Origin of the sequence: Paraburkholderia sp. UCT31 (genome assembly GCF_014397655.1) — a bacterium.
Classification (GTDB): Bacteria; Pseudomonadota; Gammaproteobacteria; order Burkholderiales; family Burkholderiaceae; genus Paraburkholderia; species Paraburkholderia tuberum.
This window is the reverse complement of record NZ_VZQP01000060.1, coordinates 33,188-49,238: the sequence shown is the minus strand read 5'-3', so window position 1 is coordinate 49,238 and position 16,051 is coordinate 33,188. Positions and strand designations below refer to the sequence as shown.

At 65.1% G+C, this 16,051-nt stretch carries 16 protein-coding genes and 2 pseudogenes; 10 read left to right on the top strand and 8 right to left on the bottom strand.

Translation table 11 applies throughout. The annotated features are described in order from the left end of the window. Together F6X40_RS34535 and F6X40_RS34530 are read left to right on the top strand one after the other, a co-directional pair. A pseudogene (locus F6X40_RS34535) lies at window positions 1-239 on the top strand (threonine ammonia-lyase, biosynthetic); the annotation flags it as partial. 237 nt (window positions 240-476) lie between these two features. Then, window positions 477-1,667, top strand: a complete 1,191-nt coding sequence (locus F6X40_RS34530) for a 4-hydroxybenzoate 3-monooxygenase (protein WP_187630929.1) — start codon at window positions 477-479, stop codon at window positions 1,665-1,667. Window positions 1,668-1,702: 35 nt separating this feature from the next. Here F6X40_RS34530 and F6X40_RS34525 read toward each other — a convergent pair whose 3' ends face one another. Further along, on the bottom strand, window positions 1,703-2,593 hold the full coding sequence (locus F6X40_RS34525; RefSeq protein ID WP_187630928.1) for a helix-turn-helix domain-containing protein: 891 nt from the start codon (window positions 2,591-2,593) through the stop codon (window positions 1,703-1,705). 179 nt (window positions 2,594-2,772) lie between these two features. Here F6X40_RS34525 and F6X40_RS34520 point away from each other — a divergent pair, with 179 nt between their 5' ends. The 4 genes from F6X40_RS34520 to F6X40_RS34505 all read left to right on the top strand — a co-directional run bounded on the left by F6X40_RS34520 (window position 2,773) and on the right by F6X40_RS34505 (window position 7,341). Continuing rightward, complete coding sequence (locus tag F6X40_RS34520) at window positions 2,773-3,654, top strand: SDR family NAD(P)-dependent oxidoreductase (protein ID WP_187630927.1); 882 nt, start codon at window positions 2,773-2,775, stop codon at window positions 3,652-3,654. Between the two features lie 10 nt (window positions 3,655-3,664). Beyond that, complete coding sequence (locus F6X40_RS34515) at window positions 3,665-5,452, top strand: FAD-dependent oxidoreductase (RefSeq protein ID WP_187630926.1); 1,788 nt, start codon at window positions 3,665-3,667, stop codon at window positions 5,450-5,452. Beyond that, window positions 5,449-5,787: an NIPSNAP family protein gene (locus F6X40_RS34510; protein ID WP_018417780.1), complete on the top strand. Its 339-nt coding sequence runs from the start codon at window positions 5,449-5,451 to the stop codon at window positions 5,785-5,787. The genes F6X40_RS34515 and F6X40_RS34510 overlap by 4 nt, the downstream gene beginning before the upstream one ends. 171 nt (window positions 5,788-5,958) lie before the next feature. Then, on the top strand, window positions 5,959-7,341 hold the full coding sequence (locus F6X40_RS34505; protein WP_187630925.1) for an MFS transporter: 1,383 nt from the start codon (window positions 5,959-5,961) through the stop codon (window positions 7,339-7,341). A gap of 45 nt (window positions 7,342-7,386) precedes the next feature. Here the strand turns inward: F6X40_RS34505 and F6X40_RS34500 are convergent. The 5 genes and pseudogenes from F6X40_RS34500 to kduI form a co-directional block, all read right to left on the bottom strand. Further along, window positions 7,387-7,635 (bottom strand): annotated as a pseudogene (locus F6X40_RS34500) (hypothetical protein). A 75-nt stretch (window positions 7,636-7,710) separates the two neighbouring features. Then, on the bottom strand, window positions 7,711-8,106 hold the full coding sequence (locus tag F6X40_RS34495; protein ID WP_187630924.1) for a hypothetical protein: 396 nt from the start codon (window positions 8,104-8,106) through the stop codon (window positions 7,711-7,713). A gap of 691 nt (window positions 8,107-8,797) precedes the next feature. Beyond that, window positions 8,798-9,748, bottom strand: a complete 951-nt coding sequence (gene kdgR / locus F6X40_RS34490; protein ID WP_184065911.1) for a DNA-binding transcriptional regulator KdgR — start codon at window positions 9,746-9,748, stop codon at window positions 8,798-8,800. Between the two features lie 99 nt (window positions 9,749-9,847). After that, complete coding sequence (kduD, locus tag F6X40_RS34485) at window positions 9,848-10,618, bottom strand: 2-dehydro-3-deoxy-D-gluconate 5-dehydrogenase KduD (protein WP_187630923.1); 771 nt, start codon at window positions 10,616-10,618, stop codon at window positions 9,848-9,850. A 6-nt stretch (window positions 10,619-10,624) separates the two neighbouring features. After that, complete coding sequence (kduI, locus tag F6X40_RS34480) at window positions 10,625-11,461, bottom strand: 5-dehydro-4-deoxy-D-glucuronate isomerase (RefSeq protein ID WP_184065907.1); 837 nt, start codon at window positions 11,459-11,461, stop codon at window positions 10,625-10,627. Between the two features lie 289 nt (window positions 11,462-11,750). Here kduI and kdgT point away from each other — a divergent pair, with 289 nt between their 5' ends. Beyond that, the gene (kdgT, locus tag F6X40_RS34475) at window positions 11,751-12,773 is read left to right on the top strand and encodes a 2-keto-3-deoxygluconate transporter (RefSeq protein ID WP_187630922.1); all 1,023 of its coding nucleotides are present in this window, start codon (window positions 11,751-11,753) and stop codon (window positions 12,771-12,773) included. 31 nt (window positions 12,774-12,804) lie between these two features. Here the strand turns inward: kdgT and F6X40_RS34470 are convergent, their stop codons facing one another. Together F6X40_RS34470 and F6X40_RS34465 are read right to left on the bottom strand one after the other, a co-directional pair. Further along, window positions 12,805-13,425 carry a GNAT family N-acetyltransferase gene (locus tag F6X40_RS34470; protein WP_187630921.1) on the bottom strand — a complete coding sequence of 207 codons (621 nt, stop codon included), beginning with the start codon at window positions 13,423-13,425 and terminating at the stop codon, window positions 12,805-12,807. A 121-nt stretch (window positions 13,426-13,546) separates the two neighbouring features. Next, window positions 13,547-14,992: an NAD-dependent succinate-semialdehyde dehydrogenase gene (locus F6X40_RS34465; RefSeq protein ID WP_184065898.1), complete on the bottom strand. Its 1,446-nt coding sequence runs from the start codon at window positions 14,990-14,992 to the stop codon at window positions 13,547-13,549. A gap of 293 nt (window positions 14,993-15,285) precedes the next feature. Between F6X40_RS34465 and F6X40_RS34460 the strand changes: the two genes are divergently transcribed. The 3 genes from F6X40_RS34460 to F6X40_RS42845 are packed head-to-tail and all read left to right on the top strand — an operon-like array spanning window position 15,286 to window position 15,937. Further along, on the top strand, window positions 15,286-15,489 hold the full coding sequence (locus F6X40_RS34460) for a cold-shock protein (protein ID WP_007181784.1): 204 nt from the start codon (window positions 15,286-15,288) through the stop codon (window positions 15,487-15,489). Between the two features lie 36 nt (window positions 15,490-15,525). Continuing rightward, window positions 15,526-15,678, top strand: coding sequence for a hypothetical protein (locus F6X40_RS42850; RefSeq protein ID WP_262421657.1), 153 nt, complete (start codon window positions 15,526-15,528; stop codon window positions 15,676-15,678). A 58-nt stretch (window positions 15,679-15,736) separates the two neighbouring features. Further along, window positions 15,737-15,937, top strand: coding sequence for a hypothetical protein (locus tag F6X40_RS42845; protein ID WP_262421656.1), 201 nt, complete (start codon window positions 15,737-15,739; stop codon window positions 15,935-15,937). Window positions 15,938-16,051 lie beyond the last annotated feature (114 nt).

Sequence of the window (16,051 nt, the reverse complement as noted above, 5' to 3'; positions counted from 1 at the left end):
CGGAACGTCCGGGCGCGCTGATGAAATTCCTGTCGTCGATGGCGCCGAACTGGAACATCAGCCTGTTCCACTACCGCAACCAGGGCGCGGACTACAGCTCGATTCTGGTCGGCATTCAGGTGCCCGGAAGCGACCACGCGGCGTTCGAGCGCTTCATCGAGACGCTCGGCTATCCGTGCTGGGAAGAGACGAAAAATCCCGTCTATCGACTGTTTCTTGGCGAGTTGAAGCTCGTTTAGCGGATCGGGGTTTACGTGAGGGCACGCCATGCCGCGGCACGAGCCGCGGGTCGTCCAAATCGGCGGAAAACCCCACCAGTCTTGCGTTTTCGGCCGAAACAGCCGCGCGGCGCTGGCTCCCGCCTTACACCTTCTATCGCGCAGCGCGATACGGCCTATCCGCTATATCGCATTGCGGGATAGGCGTCGCGATCGTCACACTGAGCGCAAATTTCATCACCGCATTCAGGAGACTACATGCGCACCCAAGTCGGCATCATCGGTGCAGGGCCCGCTGGCCTGCTTCTTTCCCATCTGCTTCATTTGCGCGGTATCGACTCGGTCGTGCTCGAAACGCGCACGCACGATCAGATCGAATCGACGATTCGCGCCGGCGTGCTTGAGCAGGGCACGATGGACCTGCTGACGCAAACCGGTCTCGGCGAACGCATGAAAGCCGAAGGCGCGCTGCATCACGGTTTCGAACTCGCGTTCGAAGGCAAGCGTCGCCGCATCGATCTGACCGGCCTCACCGGTCATGCGATCACGGTTTATGCCCAGCACGAAGTAATCAAGGATCTAGTCGCGGCGCGCGTCGCCGCGGGCGCCGAACTGCGTTTCGGCGTATCGGAGACGTCGGTGCATGGCATCGATACCGATAAGCCGTCGATCCGCTATCGCCACGAAGGCGCGGAGCGCGAACTGCAATGCGACTTCGTGATCGGCTGCGACGGCTCGCAAGGCGTGTCGCGCCAGGCGATCCCGCAGACGCTGCGCAAGGATTTCGAGCGCGTCTATCCGTTTGGCTGGTTCGGCATTCTGTGCGAAGGCCCGCCGTCGTCGGACGAGCTGATCTACGCGCGCCACGAGCGCGGCTTCGCGCTGATCAGCACGCGCTCGCCGAACGTGCAGCGCATGTATTTCCAGTGCGATCCGAAGGACTCGGTCGACAACTGGTCCGACGATCGCATCTGGGCCGAGCTGCATGCGCGCGCCGATTCGGACGAAGGCCACAAGATCGTCGACGGCAAGATCTTTCAGAAGAACATCGTCGGCATGCGCAGCTTCGTGTCGACGACGATGCAGTACGGGCGCCTCTTCCTCGCTGGCGACGCCGCGCATATCGTGCCGCCGACTGGCGCGAAGGGCATGAACCTCGCGGTCGCCGACGTGAACGTGCTCAGCAAGGCGCTCGACGCGTTCTACAAGGAAAACCGCGCCGATCTGCTCGACCGTTACAGCGAAACCGCGCTCAAACGCATCTGGCGCGCCGAGCACTTCTCGTACTGGATGACCAGCATGCTGCATCGTATCGAAGGCGCTTCGGCGTTCGAGCAGCAACTGCAGGTCGCCGAGCTCGAGTACGTGACGACGTCGCGCACGGCCGCGACAGTCCTGGCGGAGAACTACGTCGGCGTCGCCGGCGCGCAGATGCAGGCGCAGCTGTAAGCGCTACTGCAAGCACCGCGCGATCATCGGGATCGCTAATTGATCGACAGATCCCGATGCGCGGCCGCCTGAAACTCCTTGGGCGTGACGCCGGTCTGCTTGCGGAAATAGCGGCTGAAATAGGCCGCATCTTCGAAACCGAGCGCATGCGCGATCTGTTTGATGCTCGAACCCGAGTAGACCAGATCGCGCTGCGCCTCGCGTATCAACTGATCGTTGACGAGCGACAGCGGCGAATGGCCAAGCTCCTCACGACAGATGCGCCCCAGTTGCGCCGCGGTCATCCCCAATTTTTCCGCATAAAAATCGATTGGCAGATGCTCGCGCACATGCGTGGCGATCAGTTCGCGTAGCCGTTTGATCTGCGCGGCGCGCCGGTCATTGACGCTCGCGCCCGCGCTCGAGGCGGCATCGGTCAGCCGGGCGACCTGCACAAAAAGTGCAATCATCAGCGACATGCCCGCGGCGATATGGCCGCGCGCGCTGCCGCGAAATTCCTGCTCCAGCAAACCGAACAAGGGCATCAACGTGCGCTCGCCGACCGAGGGCCGCACGGGAATCAGCGCGGGCCGTTGCAGCACCGGCACGAGGCCCGGCGACACCGCTTTCGAAATCGACTCCAGCGCGCGCTGCGCGGCCGTAATCACGAGCCCGTCGATCTCCGGCGAAAACACGAAACCGTGCACCGTTTGCGCTGGAATCAGGATCAGGCATGGCGCGTCGATCGTGAGCTTTTCGCTTTCGATCAGCACGTGGCCCGAACCGCTGCGGATATAGAGAATCTGCAGCAATGCATCGTGCCGGTGCGCGGCGATATGCCAGTCGTTCGGACGACTGCGCTCGACGATCCATTCGAAATTGAACGCGTCGTACCACGGCGGCCGCGCGGACTCTCCGTACAGATCGTAGTTAGGGATATTCCTCATGCGGTTTTGTCTCCAATGTTCAAATTGTCCTGCGATCCGCTGCCTTTGTCCAATTTCGTCCCGAACCGCGTGGCTATACTTTTTTCCATCGAAGACGCGGTCGAATGACGCAGTTTGGTGAAGCCGGCCAACCTAAGCTCGCCGCGATCGTGAACATGGAGATCGGGAGGACTAAGCAAATGAATCAACGGAATGATAAGCGCGACACACCCGCCAACGCGCGACACTGGCTCGGGCTCGAAGGCAGCGTCTGCGTCGTGAGCGGCGCGGCGGGCGGCATCGGCAGCGCGATTGCTCAGGTGTTGGGCGACGCTGGCGCACGCGTGGCGCTGCTCGATCGCGATGAGCAGAAGTGCCGTGACGTCGCGCAAGCGCTGAACGCGAGCGGTGTCGAAGCGCTGGCGCTCGCCTGCGATATCGGCGACATCGATAGCGTGCGCGGCGCGGTGTCGGAGCTCGAAGCGCGCCTCGGCGTCGCCGATGTGCTCGTGAACAACGCGGGCCTGTTGCGGCCAGGGGGCATCGAAGAGATTGGACTCGATGCATGGAATGCGATGCTGCGCGTGAATCTGACCGGCTACATGCTGTGCTCGCAGCAATTCGGTCAACGCATGCTGAAGCGCGGCGCTGGCGCGATCGTGCATGTCGCGTCGGTGGCCGCGCATCATCCGCAGACCTATAGCGGCGCTTACAGCGCGGGCAAGGCCGGTGTCACGATGCTGTCGAAGCAGATCGCGGCGGAGTGGGGGCCACGCGGCATTCGCAGCAATACCGTGTGCCCGGGCATGATCCGCACGCCGCTGTCGGCGGCGTTCTACGAGCACGGCGATATCGAACGCCGGCGCAGCGCGATGACGGCGAGCCGCCGGATCGGCGAGCCGAACGATATCGCCGATGTCGTCGCGTTTCTCGCGAGCGAACGCGCGGCCTATGTGAACGGCGCCGAAGTCGTCGTCGATGGCGGCTTCGAAAGCATGCTGATGGACCTCGTGCCGCGTCCCGGCTTCGAAGCCAACCAGGCCGCGCAAGCCACCCAGGCCGACCGCCAGGTCCGCGCGTAAGGAGACCGTCATGACCAACGCAACATGCGGCGCGACACTCACGTGCGACGTGCTCGTGATCGGTTCGGGTGCGGGAGGGCTGTCGACCGCGATCACCGCGCGCAAACACGGTCTCGATGTCGTCGTGATCGAGAAGGAGCCGTTCTTCGGCGGCACGACCGCGTTTTCAGGCGGTGTGCTGTGGATTCCGGGCAACCGTCACGCAAAGAGCAACGGCGTCAGCGATACGCGCGAAGCGGCGCTGACCTATATGCGCAGCGAAACCGGCGCGTGCTTCGATGCCGCCGCAGTCGACGCGTTTCTCGACACGGGCCCTGAGATGCTCGACTTCTTCGAGCGCGAAACCACCGTCAAATTCGTGCCGACGCTGTATCCCGACTATCACCCGAACGTGGGCGGTGGTGTCGACATTGGCCGCTCGGTCGTCGCCGCGCCGTTCGATGCGCGCGCGCTGGGCGAGGACATCTCGCGATTGCGCCCGCCGCTGAAGACGATCACGTTCATCGGCATGATGTTCAACTCGTCGAACGCGGACCTGAAGCACTTCTTCAATGCGACGCGTTCGCTCACCTCCGCGCTGTACGTCGCGAAGCGCCTCGCGAGCCATCTGAAGGATCTTGCGCTGTACCGGCGCGGCGTGCAGATCACGAGCGGTAACGCGCTCGCCGCGCGGCTCGCGAAGTCCGCGCTCGATCTCGGCATTCCGATCCATACGAACACGGCCGCTCGCGAGCTGACCGTGGAGAACGGCGGCGTGACCGGCGCGCTCGTCGCCGGACCGCAAGGCGAGATGCGCATCGTCGCGCGACGCGGCGTGGTGCTCGCGTGCGGCGGCTTCTCGCATGACGTCGCGCGGATCGCCCGTGCGTATCCGCATCTGCGGCGCGGCGGCGAACACCTGTCGCCGGTGCCGCGCGGCAATACGGGCGACGGCGTCGGCATGGCCGAACGTCTCGGTGCGCGGGTGGCGATCCGTTTTCCGCAGCCCGCCGCATGGATGCCGGTGTCGCGCGTGCCGATGAGCGACGGCAGCGTCGGCGTGTTTCCGCATCTGGTGGATCGCTACAAGCCTGGCGTGATCGGCGTGACGCGCGCGGGCAAGCGCTTCACCAACGAAGCGAATTCGTATCACGACGTGGGTGCCGCGATGATCGAGGCCAGCGCGAACGAACGCGAAACCGCGATGTGGCTGATCTGCGATCACGCGACGATCCGCAAATACGGGCTCGGTTATGCGAAGCCGGCGCCCGTGCCGCTCGGCCCGCTGCTGCGCAACGGCTATCTGAGCAAGGGCCGCACGCTTGCGGAACTCGCGCGCAACGCGGGTCTCGACGGCATGGCGCTCGAGGCGACCGTGAAGCGCTACAACGCCGACGCGGTGCGTGGCGAAGATCGCGAATTCGGCCGCGGTACGACGTCGTTCAATCGCTATCTGGGGGACCCGGAGCACCAGCCGAACCCGTGCGTCGCGCCGATCGGCGACGGTCCGTACTACGCGCTGAAGGTCGTGATGGGCGATCTCGGCACCTTCGACGGCATCTCGACGAACATCACCGGCGAAGTGCTCGACGTGAAAGGCGCACCGATCGCCGGCCTGTACGCGGTCGGCAACGATCGCGCGAGCGTGATGGGCGGCAACTATCCGGGCGCGGGTATCACGCTCGGGCCGATCATGACGTTCGGCTATATCACCGGCCGTCATCTCGCGGGCGCGAGTGTGACAAGCGCAAACAGCGCGAAGAGCGCAAGCAACGCGGCCCCCCGCGCAGCCGAAACCGTATTAAGGACCGGCACATGAGCCAGGGCAAACCTTTCGTCGATCATCGCATCTACACGATCCGTCCGCGCGGCATGGCGGAGTTCATCGACGTTTTCGACCGGCTCGCGATGCCGATTCAGCTCAAGTATCTGGGCGCGCCAGTCGGCTTTTACATGAGCGATATCGGCGCGCTGAACCAGGTCGTGCATCTGTGGGGCTACGAGAGCATCGGCGACTACGATCAGCGCCGCACCGCGCGCGATGCCGATCCGGAGTGGCCCGCGTATCTGCAGGCGTCCGCGCATCTGATCGTCGCGCAGGAGAGCCGCATCATCAGGCGAGTCGACTTCAGGACGCTGACGATGCTGCGCTAGCCGCGCGTTCGAGGAGGAGACAGGCATGAACGAACGGACAGCGCGACGCTCGCAAGCACGGTCGCGACCACCGTCGCGGCGACCGCGTGTTGAACAGCAATTCGAACAACAAGAAAACACCTCTTCATCTCAAGGAGACATCGCAATGAACCAGCTGAAAGGAGCACGCACATGAGCCGCTCCGAACGCAGTGTAGACGTGCAGGCCTTTATCGACGGACAGCGCTTCTCGCCGTTTCAATGGACGATTCTGGTGCTGTGCTTTCTGGTCGTCGCCGCCGACGGTTTCGACACCGCCGCGGTCGGCTTCATCGCGCCGTCGCTCGTGCAGCAGTGGGGCATCGCGCGCAGCGCGCTCGGCCCGGTGATGAGCGCGGCGCTGGTGGGACTCGGCATCGGCGCGCTCGCGGCCGGCCCCTGCGCGGACCGCATCGGACGCAAGACGGTGCTAGTGCTGTCGGTGTTCTTCTTCGGGCTGTGGAGTCTCGCGGCGGCCCGCGCGAGCTCGATCGAATCGCTGACCTTGCTGCGCTTTTTCACCGGCCTCGGTCTCGGCGCGGCGATGCCCAACGCGGTCACGCTGATGGCCGAGTACGCACCCGCGCGGATTCGCGCGGTCGCCGTCAATGCGATGTTCTGCGGCTTTTCAGGCGGTCTCGCGATCGGCGGTCTCGCATCCGCATGGCTGATTCCGCATTTCGGCTGGCCGAGCGTGCTGGTCGCCGGCGGCGCCGGTCCGCTCGTGCTGAGCGTGATGCTGATACTGTTTCTGCCGGAATCGGCGCAATTTCTCGCGGTGCGTAAGCGCGCCGATCAACGGATCGCGCGAATCCTGCAACGCATCGCGCCCCACGACCGCTTCGACGGATGCCGTTTTTTCGCGGTCGACGTGCGCCGCAATACCGGCGACGCACGTTCGCAATGGGCGCTCGCGATCATCCTGTCGGCGCGCTACCGCTTCGGCACGCTGATGCTGTGGCTCACCTATTTCATGGGGCTACTGATTTACTATCTGCTGACCAACTGGCTGCCGACGCTGTTCAAGGACACCGGCTTCTCCGGTGAAAAGGCCGCGTTGATGACGTCGCTGTTTCCGCTCGGGGGCATCCTCGGCAATCTGTGCGTCGGCTGGGTGATGGATCGCTTCGCCGGGCATCGCGTGATCGCGTTCACCTATGTCCTCGTCGGCGCGCTCGTGTTGCTGGTCGGGCGGGGCGTCGGCCATCAGGTCTGGCTCGGGACGCTGATCTTCCTGACCGGCACGGTCGCGACCAGCGCGGTCACGTCGATGTCGGCGCTCGCGGCGAGCTTCTACCCGACCCGGGCGCGCGCGACGGGCGTGGCGTGGATGCTGGGAATCGGCCGCGTCGGCGGCGTGGCGGGCGCGCTCATCGGTGCGGCGTTGATGGGGCTCGGCTGGCACTTCGGCGCCGTGTTCAGCCTGCTCGCGGTGCCGGCCGTGATCGCGGCGGGCGGGGTGGTATTGATGATGCGGCGCGAGCCGCTCGATCACGCATCGGTCGATGAAAACGTCGGCGCCATAGCGATCGAATGAGCGCGGCGTCGGGCGTGCCGCTACGCTCGAACAACGCGCGACCGCTCAGGACGCGCGCAGCAACGCCATTTCGTTGTGCAGCAGCGCGAGCAATTCGTCGTCGGTTGGCCGCGTGCCCCAGTGGCGCGCGCCGGCCACCGACGCGATCGCCATCCACGAATGCGGCGGAAACCATTCGCGCACCAGCGTGCCGTCCTAGCGCAGGCACAGCTGGCCGGTCAGCTCGCTGTATTCGGCGCAAATGTGCGCGCCGTCGACCTGCGCGGTTACTCGTCTCGGATCATTGCGTAGCACGTCGTCGCTCCTGTCAAGGGGGTGGCGCGAATGCAAGCGCGACACGGTGGCGCGATGGACGCCACCTGCCGTCTATCAATGGTCATGCCCGCGATCGTCATGACCATGACCGTGCCAGCCGTTGTCGTGCCAGTCGCCGTGCGGGCCGCGTGCATCGCGCCATTCGCCGTGGCGACGTTGCCACTCGCGCCGCTCCCACTGGCGACGCTCCCAATAGCGATGACCATCGTAGTAGCGTTCGCCGTACCAGCCCGGAGCGACTATGACCGCGGGAGGCGGCGCAGGCGCATAGACGGGCGCGGGCTGCACATAGACGGGCGGCGGAGCCTCGACCACGGCGGGCACGACCGCGATGCCCGGCACGCCGATGTTCACGCCGACATCGACGTGCGCGAAAGCGGCCGATGATGCGCCGATCGCGAGACCCGCGACGACGGTCAACGATACCCAGCGGCTGCGTGAAAGACTCATGATTGTTCTCTGTTGTGTGGATGTCTGTGATGGAGTGGCGAGCCGGACGCGCACCTACTGCGCGTGATGGCCCGATCAATAACGTTCGTCGTAGTGGTCATGATGCGGATGATCGTCAGGGACGACGATGCAGCCGCTCAACGCGCCACCGAGCGTGGCGGCAAGAATGACCAATGCGAGGATTTTTTTCATGATGTTGCTCCCTGAAATCTGTGATGCGAGTGCCTGTCGTGCGAAGCATTTCATCTGATGCGCTTTCGTTTGAACCGAACTCTACTGAGCGGCGCGATTACCGGTGTGTTTGTGTGTAACAGGACGTGTCGATCCGAGCTCGCGCCGAAACGTCGATGCGAGTGCGATGAACGAGGAGGGAAGGCGCCGCGGGTTACGGGTCGAAATGCCGGGCGACTGTCAAGCGCGCGGGCAAACCCTTGAAGGGTCTATGAAAAAAAACGCCTTCAAAGGCAGACGAAGCATGGATTCGAAGCGAAGGTTCGGCGCCTCGATTGCTGAAAAAAGAAGCGCATCGATTTTCGGCATGTGTATGCGGCGCAGATACATTCGGTTGCAGACTGGGTAAGAAGTTCGGTAGTGAGCTCGGGCGAGCGTGATGGAAAGACGCTACACCTGTAGCGTCATCAGCTTGTCTTAAGCTTCGGTGGGATAGGTAAAAACGCATCGCGCGCGCAACCTACTGCGCGGCCGCGGGCTCCGGGGCGGTCGCTTCGCGATAGCCGAGCCGCGTCGAAATCGCGAGACCGGCCTCTTTGAGCAACGCGACGTAATGCTGCTTCGTGTCGGCACCGCAGCGCATCGTCGGAAACGAAATCGACAGACCGGCGATCACACGGCCGAAGCGGTCGAACACGGGCACCGCGATGCATTGCAGGCCTTCTTCCTGCTCCTCGTTGTCCTCGCCGTAGCCCTGCTCGCGTACGCGCGGCAGGATGCTCAACACCGCTTCGGCGCAGGTCAGGGTTTTTTGCGTCGACTTGCGAAATTCGATGTGCGAGAGCACGTCACGCGCGTCGGCCGGGTCCATCCATGCGAGCAGGACCTTGCCGATCGCCGTGCTATGCAGCGGATTGCGTCGGCCGATCCGCGACTGCATGCGCAGCCCGTAGTCGGCGTCGATCTTGTGGATGTAAATGATGGCGTCGTCGTCGAGCGCGCCCAAGTGTACCGCTTCGCGTGTCATCTGGCCGATGCGGCGCATCTCGATGTCGGCCTCGCGCACCAGATCGACGCTTTCGAGCGCTTTCGCGCCGAGCTCGAACAGACGGATGGTCAGCCGATAGCGTTCGGTTTCGACTTCCTGGCTCACGTAGCCGAGCGCCTTCAGTGTTTGAATCACACGATGCACGGTCGTCTTCGACATGCCGAGCCGTTGCGACAGCTCGCTGATGCCGATCTGTCCGGTGTCGCCGATCGCGCCGAGAATCGCGAACACGCGCCCGATCGACGACGCCGATTCGCCGCGCTCACCGCTGTCCGCATCGAGCGACGCTGCGCCGGCGGGTTCCTTGCGGGCTTTGCCGCGGGTCTTATCGAGCGTCTTGTCGAGCGTCTTGTCGCGCGCAGTGTTCCTCGCAGTGTTCCTCGCAGTATTCCTGTGTGTTCCCGTTGCCGCCATGTTCGTCATTCCCTGTCTGTGCCAACTCGCCGCTGCCGCATCGAGCCGATGCTCACCGGCGCGAGAGCATAGCGCGTCGCGCGCACTCGTGGCGAGCTTGTGCCGTCCCTAGCGCGCGAGCCAGCCGCCATCCACCGCCAGTGTATGCCCATGCACGTAGTCCGACGCCGACGAGGCGAGAAAAACCACCGGCCCCGCGAGATCGTCGGGCACGCCCCAGCGGCCGGCCGGAATGCGGCCGAGTATCTCCTCGTTGCGCTGCGCGTCGTCGCGCAACGCCGCGGTGTTCGCGGTCGCCATGTAGCCGGGCGCGATCGCGTTCACGTTGATGCGTCGCGCGGCCCATTCGTTCGCGAGCAGTCGCGTCAGACCGAGCACGCCGCTTTTCGACGCGGTGTACGACGCGACGCGGATGCCGCCCTGGAACGACAGCATCGACGCGACGTTGATGATCTTGCCGCCGCTTTGCTGGCGCACGAACTGACGCGCCGCGGCCTGCGACAGGAAGAACAGGCTCTTGAGATTCACTTCCATGACCGCGTCCCAGTCGTCTTCGCCAAACTCGAGCGCGTCTTCGCGACGGATGATGCCTGCGTTATTGACGAGCACGTCGATGCGGCCGAACGCTTCGAGCGCGGCTCGCACGATGTCGTCGACCGAAACGGTCGACGCGAGATCGGCGCGCACATCGGCGAAGCGGCGCCCGAGCTTCTCGACGCGCGCGGCGGTCGTGCCCGCCTCCGCTCGACTCACGCCGACGATGTCGCAGCCGGCCGCGGCGAGCGCGACGGCCATGCCGGCGCCGAGGCCGGTGTTGCTGCCGGTCACGATGGCGACCTTGCCGGTCAGATCGAAAGTGTTCACTGTGTTCGGACTCATGTTCGCTCAGCGCAGCTCGCGGACCGCGAGATGGTCCATGTCACCGAACACCTGGTTCTCGCCGACCATGCCCCAGATGAATGTGTACGCGCGCGTGCCGACGCCCGAATGGATCGACCAGCTCGGCGAGATCACCGCCTGCTCGTTGCGCACGACGATATGCCGGGTTTCGTGCGGCTCGCCCATCATGTGGAAGACGGCGGCGTCGTCGGCGACGTCGAAGTAGAAATACACTTCCATGCGGCGCTCATGCGTGTGGCAGGGCATCGTGTTCCACAGGCTGCCCGGTTCGAGCTTCGTCATGCCCATCGACAGCTGGCAGGTCGGCAGCACGTCGGGCACGATGAACTTGTAGATGGTGCGGCGGTTGCTCGTGGCCGGATCGCCGAGGGTTTCGGGCGAGGCGTGGTCGAGCGAGATCGTGCGGGTCGGATAGCTGGTGTGCGCGGGCGCGCAGTTCAGATAGAACTTCGCCGGCCGGGTGGCGTCGGCGCTGCCGAACCCGACCGCTTGCGCGCCCTTGCCGATATAGATCGCCTCTTCGCGGCGCACCGTGTGGCGCGTGCCGTCGACGTCGACCCAGCCGTCGCCGCCGATGTTGATCGCGCCGAGTTCACGCCGCTCGAGCAGATAGTCGACGCCGATCGCCTTGCCGAGCGAGCCCGGCACTTCGACCGCGCGCTCGACCGGCCACACGCCACCGACGATGATCCGGTCGATATGGCTATACGTGAGCTTCAACGCATCGCGCTCGAAGATCTGCTCCACCAGAAACTCGCGACGCAGCCCGGTGGTGTCGAGCGTCTTCGCGTATTCGCTGTTGATGGCCTGTCTCACGTCCATTGATCGTTCTCCTGTCGGTATGCGGGGCGCGGTGCCGCCATGTGCCCGAGACTGTAACGCAGAATCGTGGTTTCGGAACACTGGTCCGAAAATATTGCGACGGGTGATCGCGGCTGGCAACGCATAGCGCGAACGACCGGGTAAACGATAGTCAGGTTTAAAAAATAAAACGGAACGGCGTTCCTTTCATGATGCTATATTGCGCCGGACAGGGAGAGCCCGGCGTAGAACGGGACACCAACGCGGGTCATTGGCCCGTCAACGGGACGTCACCGTCCATGGAGGAGGCATGAAGATCAAGAAGGCCATCGACCGCATTCCTGGCGGTCTGATGCTGGTGCCGCTGCTGCTCGGCGCCTGTGTGCATACGTTCGCGCCGGGCGCGGGCAAATACTTCGGCTCGTTCACCAACGGCCTGATTACCGGCACCGTGCCGATCCTCGCGGTATGGTTCTTCTGCATGGGCGCGACGATCGACCTGCGCGCGACCGGCACCGTGCTGCGCAAGTCGGGCACGCTGCTCGCCACCAAGATGCTGGTCGCGTGGATCGTCACGCTGATCGCGGCGCGCTTCATTCCGATCGATGGCATCAAGACCGGGCTGTTCGCGGGACTGTCGATGCTCGCGATCACCACGTCGATGGACATGACCAACGGCGGGCTGTACGCGGCCGTGATGCAACAGTACGGCACGAAGGAAGAGGCGGGCGCATTCGTGCTGATGTCGGTCGAATCGGGGCCGCTGATCAGCATGATCATTCTGGGTGCGACGGGGGTCGCGTTCTTCGAGCCGCGCCTGTTCGTCGGCGCGGTGCTGCCGTTCCTGATCGGGTTTGCGCTCGGCAACTTCGATAGCGAGCTGCGCGAGCTGTTCGGCCGTTGCGTGCATCCGCTGATTCCGTGTTTCGGCTTTGCGCTCGGCAACGGCATCGATCTGAACGTGATCGTCACGAGCGGCCTGCCGGGCATCGTGCTGGGGCTTGGCGTGATCGTCGTGACTGGCGTGCCGCTGATTCTCGCCGATCGCTGGATTGCCGGCGGCAATGGCGCGGCGGGGCTGGCAGCGTCGTCGACGGCAGGGGCCGCGGTCGCGAATCCGGCGATCATCGCCGACATGATTCCGAGCTTCAAACCGCTGGTGCCGGCCGCGACCGCGATGGTCGCCACCGCTTGCCTCGTGACCGCGATTCTGGTGCCGATCCTCACGGCGCTGTGGGTGCGCCGGCATCATGCGCGCGACGCGCTGCGCGAGGAGTTCGCCACCGCGACGCAGGCGGCGCCGCTCAACGAGCAGCGCGATGCGCATGTTTGAATGAGTCGGTAGCAGGAAGCCGGCGCGCCGCTCAGCGCGCCAGCTTCGCTTCGAGCATCGCTTTCACCGCCGGCCATTCGTCGTCAATGATGCTAAAGCGCACCGAGTTGCGCTTGCGCCCATCGGGCATGATCCGCTCGTGCCGCACGATGCCTTCCTGTTGCGCGCCGATGCGCAGGATCGCCGCGCGCGATTTGTCGTTGAGCTCGTCGGTCGTGAACTGCACGCGCACGCAGCGCATCACGTCGAACGCGTGGCACAGCAGCAGATATTTCGCCTCGGTGTTCACGACCGAGCGCTGCGCCGAGGCGGCGAGCCACGTATGGCCGATTTCGAGCTTGCGGTTCGCGCGATCGATCTTCCAGAACCGCGTGCTGCCGACGATCCGGCCAGCACGGTCATTCTCGTCATCCTCGTCGCGCCGCACGATCACAAACGGCATCACCTTGCCGGCCGCACGGCCGGCGAGCGCGGTGGCGATATAGGCGTCGATCGTCGCCGGGCCCGGCACGACGGTCAGCTTCATGTCCCACAGTTGCCCGTCGTCGGCGGCGTCGACGAGGGCCTGCGCGTGCTCCTCGCGCAGCGGCCGCAGCTCGACGAACGAGCCGCTCAGCGTGGGCTGCATCGATTCGGCGGAAATATCGTTCATGGCAATAAAAAAGGTCCGCGAGCGGAAGACCCGTGGACCTGGCAGATCGGTTGAGCCGCGCTCGGGAACGATGCGAGCGGCAAAACCGCGGCGCCGTTCCCGAAGCGCGTGATTGGCGTGATTAAACCGACATCACCGTGACCGCCTTGGTCACGAGGTAGGCTTCCATCGCCTCCGGGCCGCCTTCCGAGCCGTAGCCGGAATCCTTGACGCCGCCGAACGGCATTTCCGGCGTCGGCGTGGCAGGCTGGTTGATCCACAGCATGCCGACTTCCATGCGCTGCGACAGCAGGTGCACGTTGGCGAACGACTTCGTATACGCGTAGCCGGCGAGGCCGAACGGCAGACGGTTCGCTTCGGCGATCGCTTCTTCGAGCTTGTCGAAGCCGCGAATCGCGGCGACCGGGCCGAACGGCTCGTTGTTGAACACGTCGGCGTCGAGCGGCACGTCGGTCAGCACGGTGGCCGCGAAGAAGTTGCCTTCGGTACCGACGCGCTCGCCGCCCGTCGCGACCTTCGCGCCGGTCTTGCGGGCGTCGTCGACGACCTTGGCCATCGCCGTCAGACGGCGCGCGTTGGCGAGCGGCCCTAGCGTCGTGCCTTCGGCGAGACCGTCGCCGAGCTTCAGGCTTTCAGCGTGCTTGACGAGCGCCGCGGCGAACTCTTCGCGGAGGCTGTTGTGCACGAGAAAACGCGTCGGCGAGATGCAGACCTGGCCCGCGTTGCGGAACTTCGCGGCGCCGGCTGCCTTGACGGCGAGCGCGACGTCGGCGTCTTGCGCGACGATCACCGGCGCGTGGCCGCCGAGCTCCATCGTCGCGCGCTTCATATGCGAGCCGGCCAGCGCCGCGAGCTGCTTGCCGACCGGCGTCGAGCCCGTGAACGTGACCTTGCGGATCACCGGATGCGGGATCAGGTAGCTCGAGATTTCAGCCGGATCGCCGAACACGAGGCCGACCGTGCCGGCCGGCACGCCGGCCTCGACGAAGGCTTGCAGCAGCGCCGCCGGCGACGCCGGGGTTTCTTCCGGCGCCTTGACGAGGAACGAGCAGCCGCAGGCGAGCGCCGCCGACAGCTTGCGCACGACCTGGTTGACCGGGAAGTTCCACGGCGTGAACGCCGCGACCGGGCCGATCGGCTCCTTCAGCACCTGCGACTGCGCGGCAAGGTTGCGCGACGGCACGATGCGGCCATACACGCGGCGGCCTTCGTCCGCGAACCATTCGATGATGTCCGCGGCCGCCAGCACTTCGCCGCGCGCCTCGGCGAACGGCTTGCCCTGTTCCTGCGTCATCAGGCGGCCGATGTCCGCGGCGCGCTCACGCACGAGGGCGGCGGCACGGCGCATGACGGTTGCGCGCTCGTTGGCCGGCACCTTGCGCCAGGCTTCGAAGCCGCGCTGCGCGGCTTCGAGCGCGCGGTCCAGATCGGCGATGCCGGCATGCGCGACCTTGCCGATGGCCTGGCCGGTCGCGGGGTTGATCACGTCGAGGGTCTTGCCGCTGGCGGCGTCGCACCATTCGCCGTTGATCAGAAGACGGGTATCGGTATAGCTCGAGATGGCCATGCTGGGTTCCTGTGAGTGGGAAAACAACTGGCCGCGCGGACGTGCGGCACGAGGCGACACTCCTGCGCGGCCATGGACGAATTGCGGATACCATTTATCTTATCTGATTGCGGGCAATCGCACCGGGCGCGGCCCGCAGGCGCCCGGGCGCGGCATGCGGCTTGCTCAGGCTCAGCACCGGAGCGATTTTGCGGGTCGTGCCGGGGCGCCGCGTCAGCGCTGCACGAAAGGCTTGCAGGACGCAGCGCTTCATCCATTCAACCGCTACTACAGCGCATCACGAGGACATCGCCATGCCAACCGGAACAGTGAAATGGTTCAACGACGCAAAGGGCTTCGGCTTCATCACTCCAGATGACGGCGGCGAAGATCTGTTCGCCCATTTTTCGGAGATTCGATCCGAAGGATTCAAGTCGTTGCAGGAAAACCAGAAAGTCAGCTTCGAAATCAAGCAGGGGCCGAAAGGGAAACAGGCCGCCGACATCAAGCCCGTGTGACGCCGGCCGGGCGGCTCATCCGCATGCGAGGCAACCATGGATAAGGACGCCGCCTACGCGGAGATCGAGCGCAATGGCGGCGCCGCCTATGCGAAAACCTTCGCCGCGCGCTATCCCGACGAACCGCTGACGCCGTTCTGTCATCGGTATCTGTTCGAAGCAGGCGCAGCGCGACGACGCGGCGCGTGAGGCGGCCGCCGCCACGCACGACGACGAGCGCGGTTTCGCGCTGAGGTCGCTCGCGCGCATGGAGGCGTCGTCGCATATCGCGCAGGCTGCGGCGAGCGCGTCGCGCGACGCTGCGGCGGCCGCCCACACGTCGGCGCGCGCGGCGCGGCGCTCGGCCTTCTGGACCATGATCACCGCACTCGCGTCGGCGCTCGGCGTAGTGGTAAACGCGGCCCTCAATCTCGGCTGGCTCGAATGGGCGAGGTATCTCGCGCGATGAGCGACGCGTCGGGCCGAGCGTTCGCGCCGTGAAGGTGGTGTGAATCGGCGGCGCCGGCGGGGCTCGCCCGCACGCCACGCGAGAACCTATCCATTTACCACACCGATACGACAT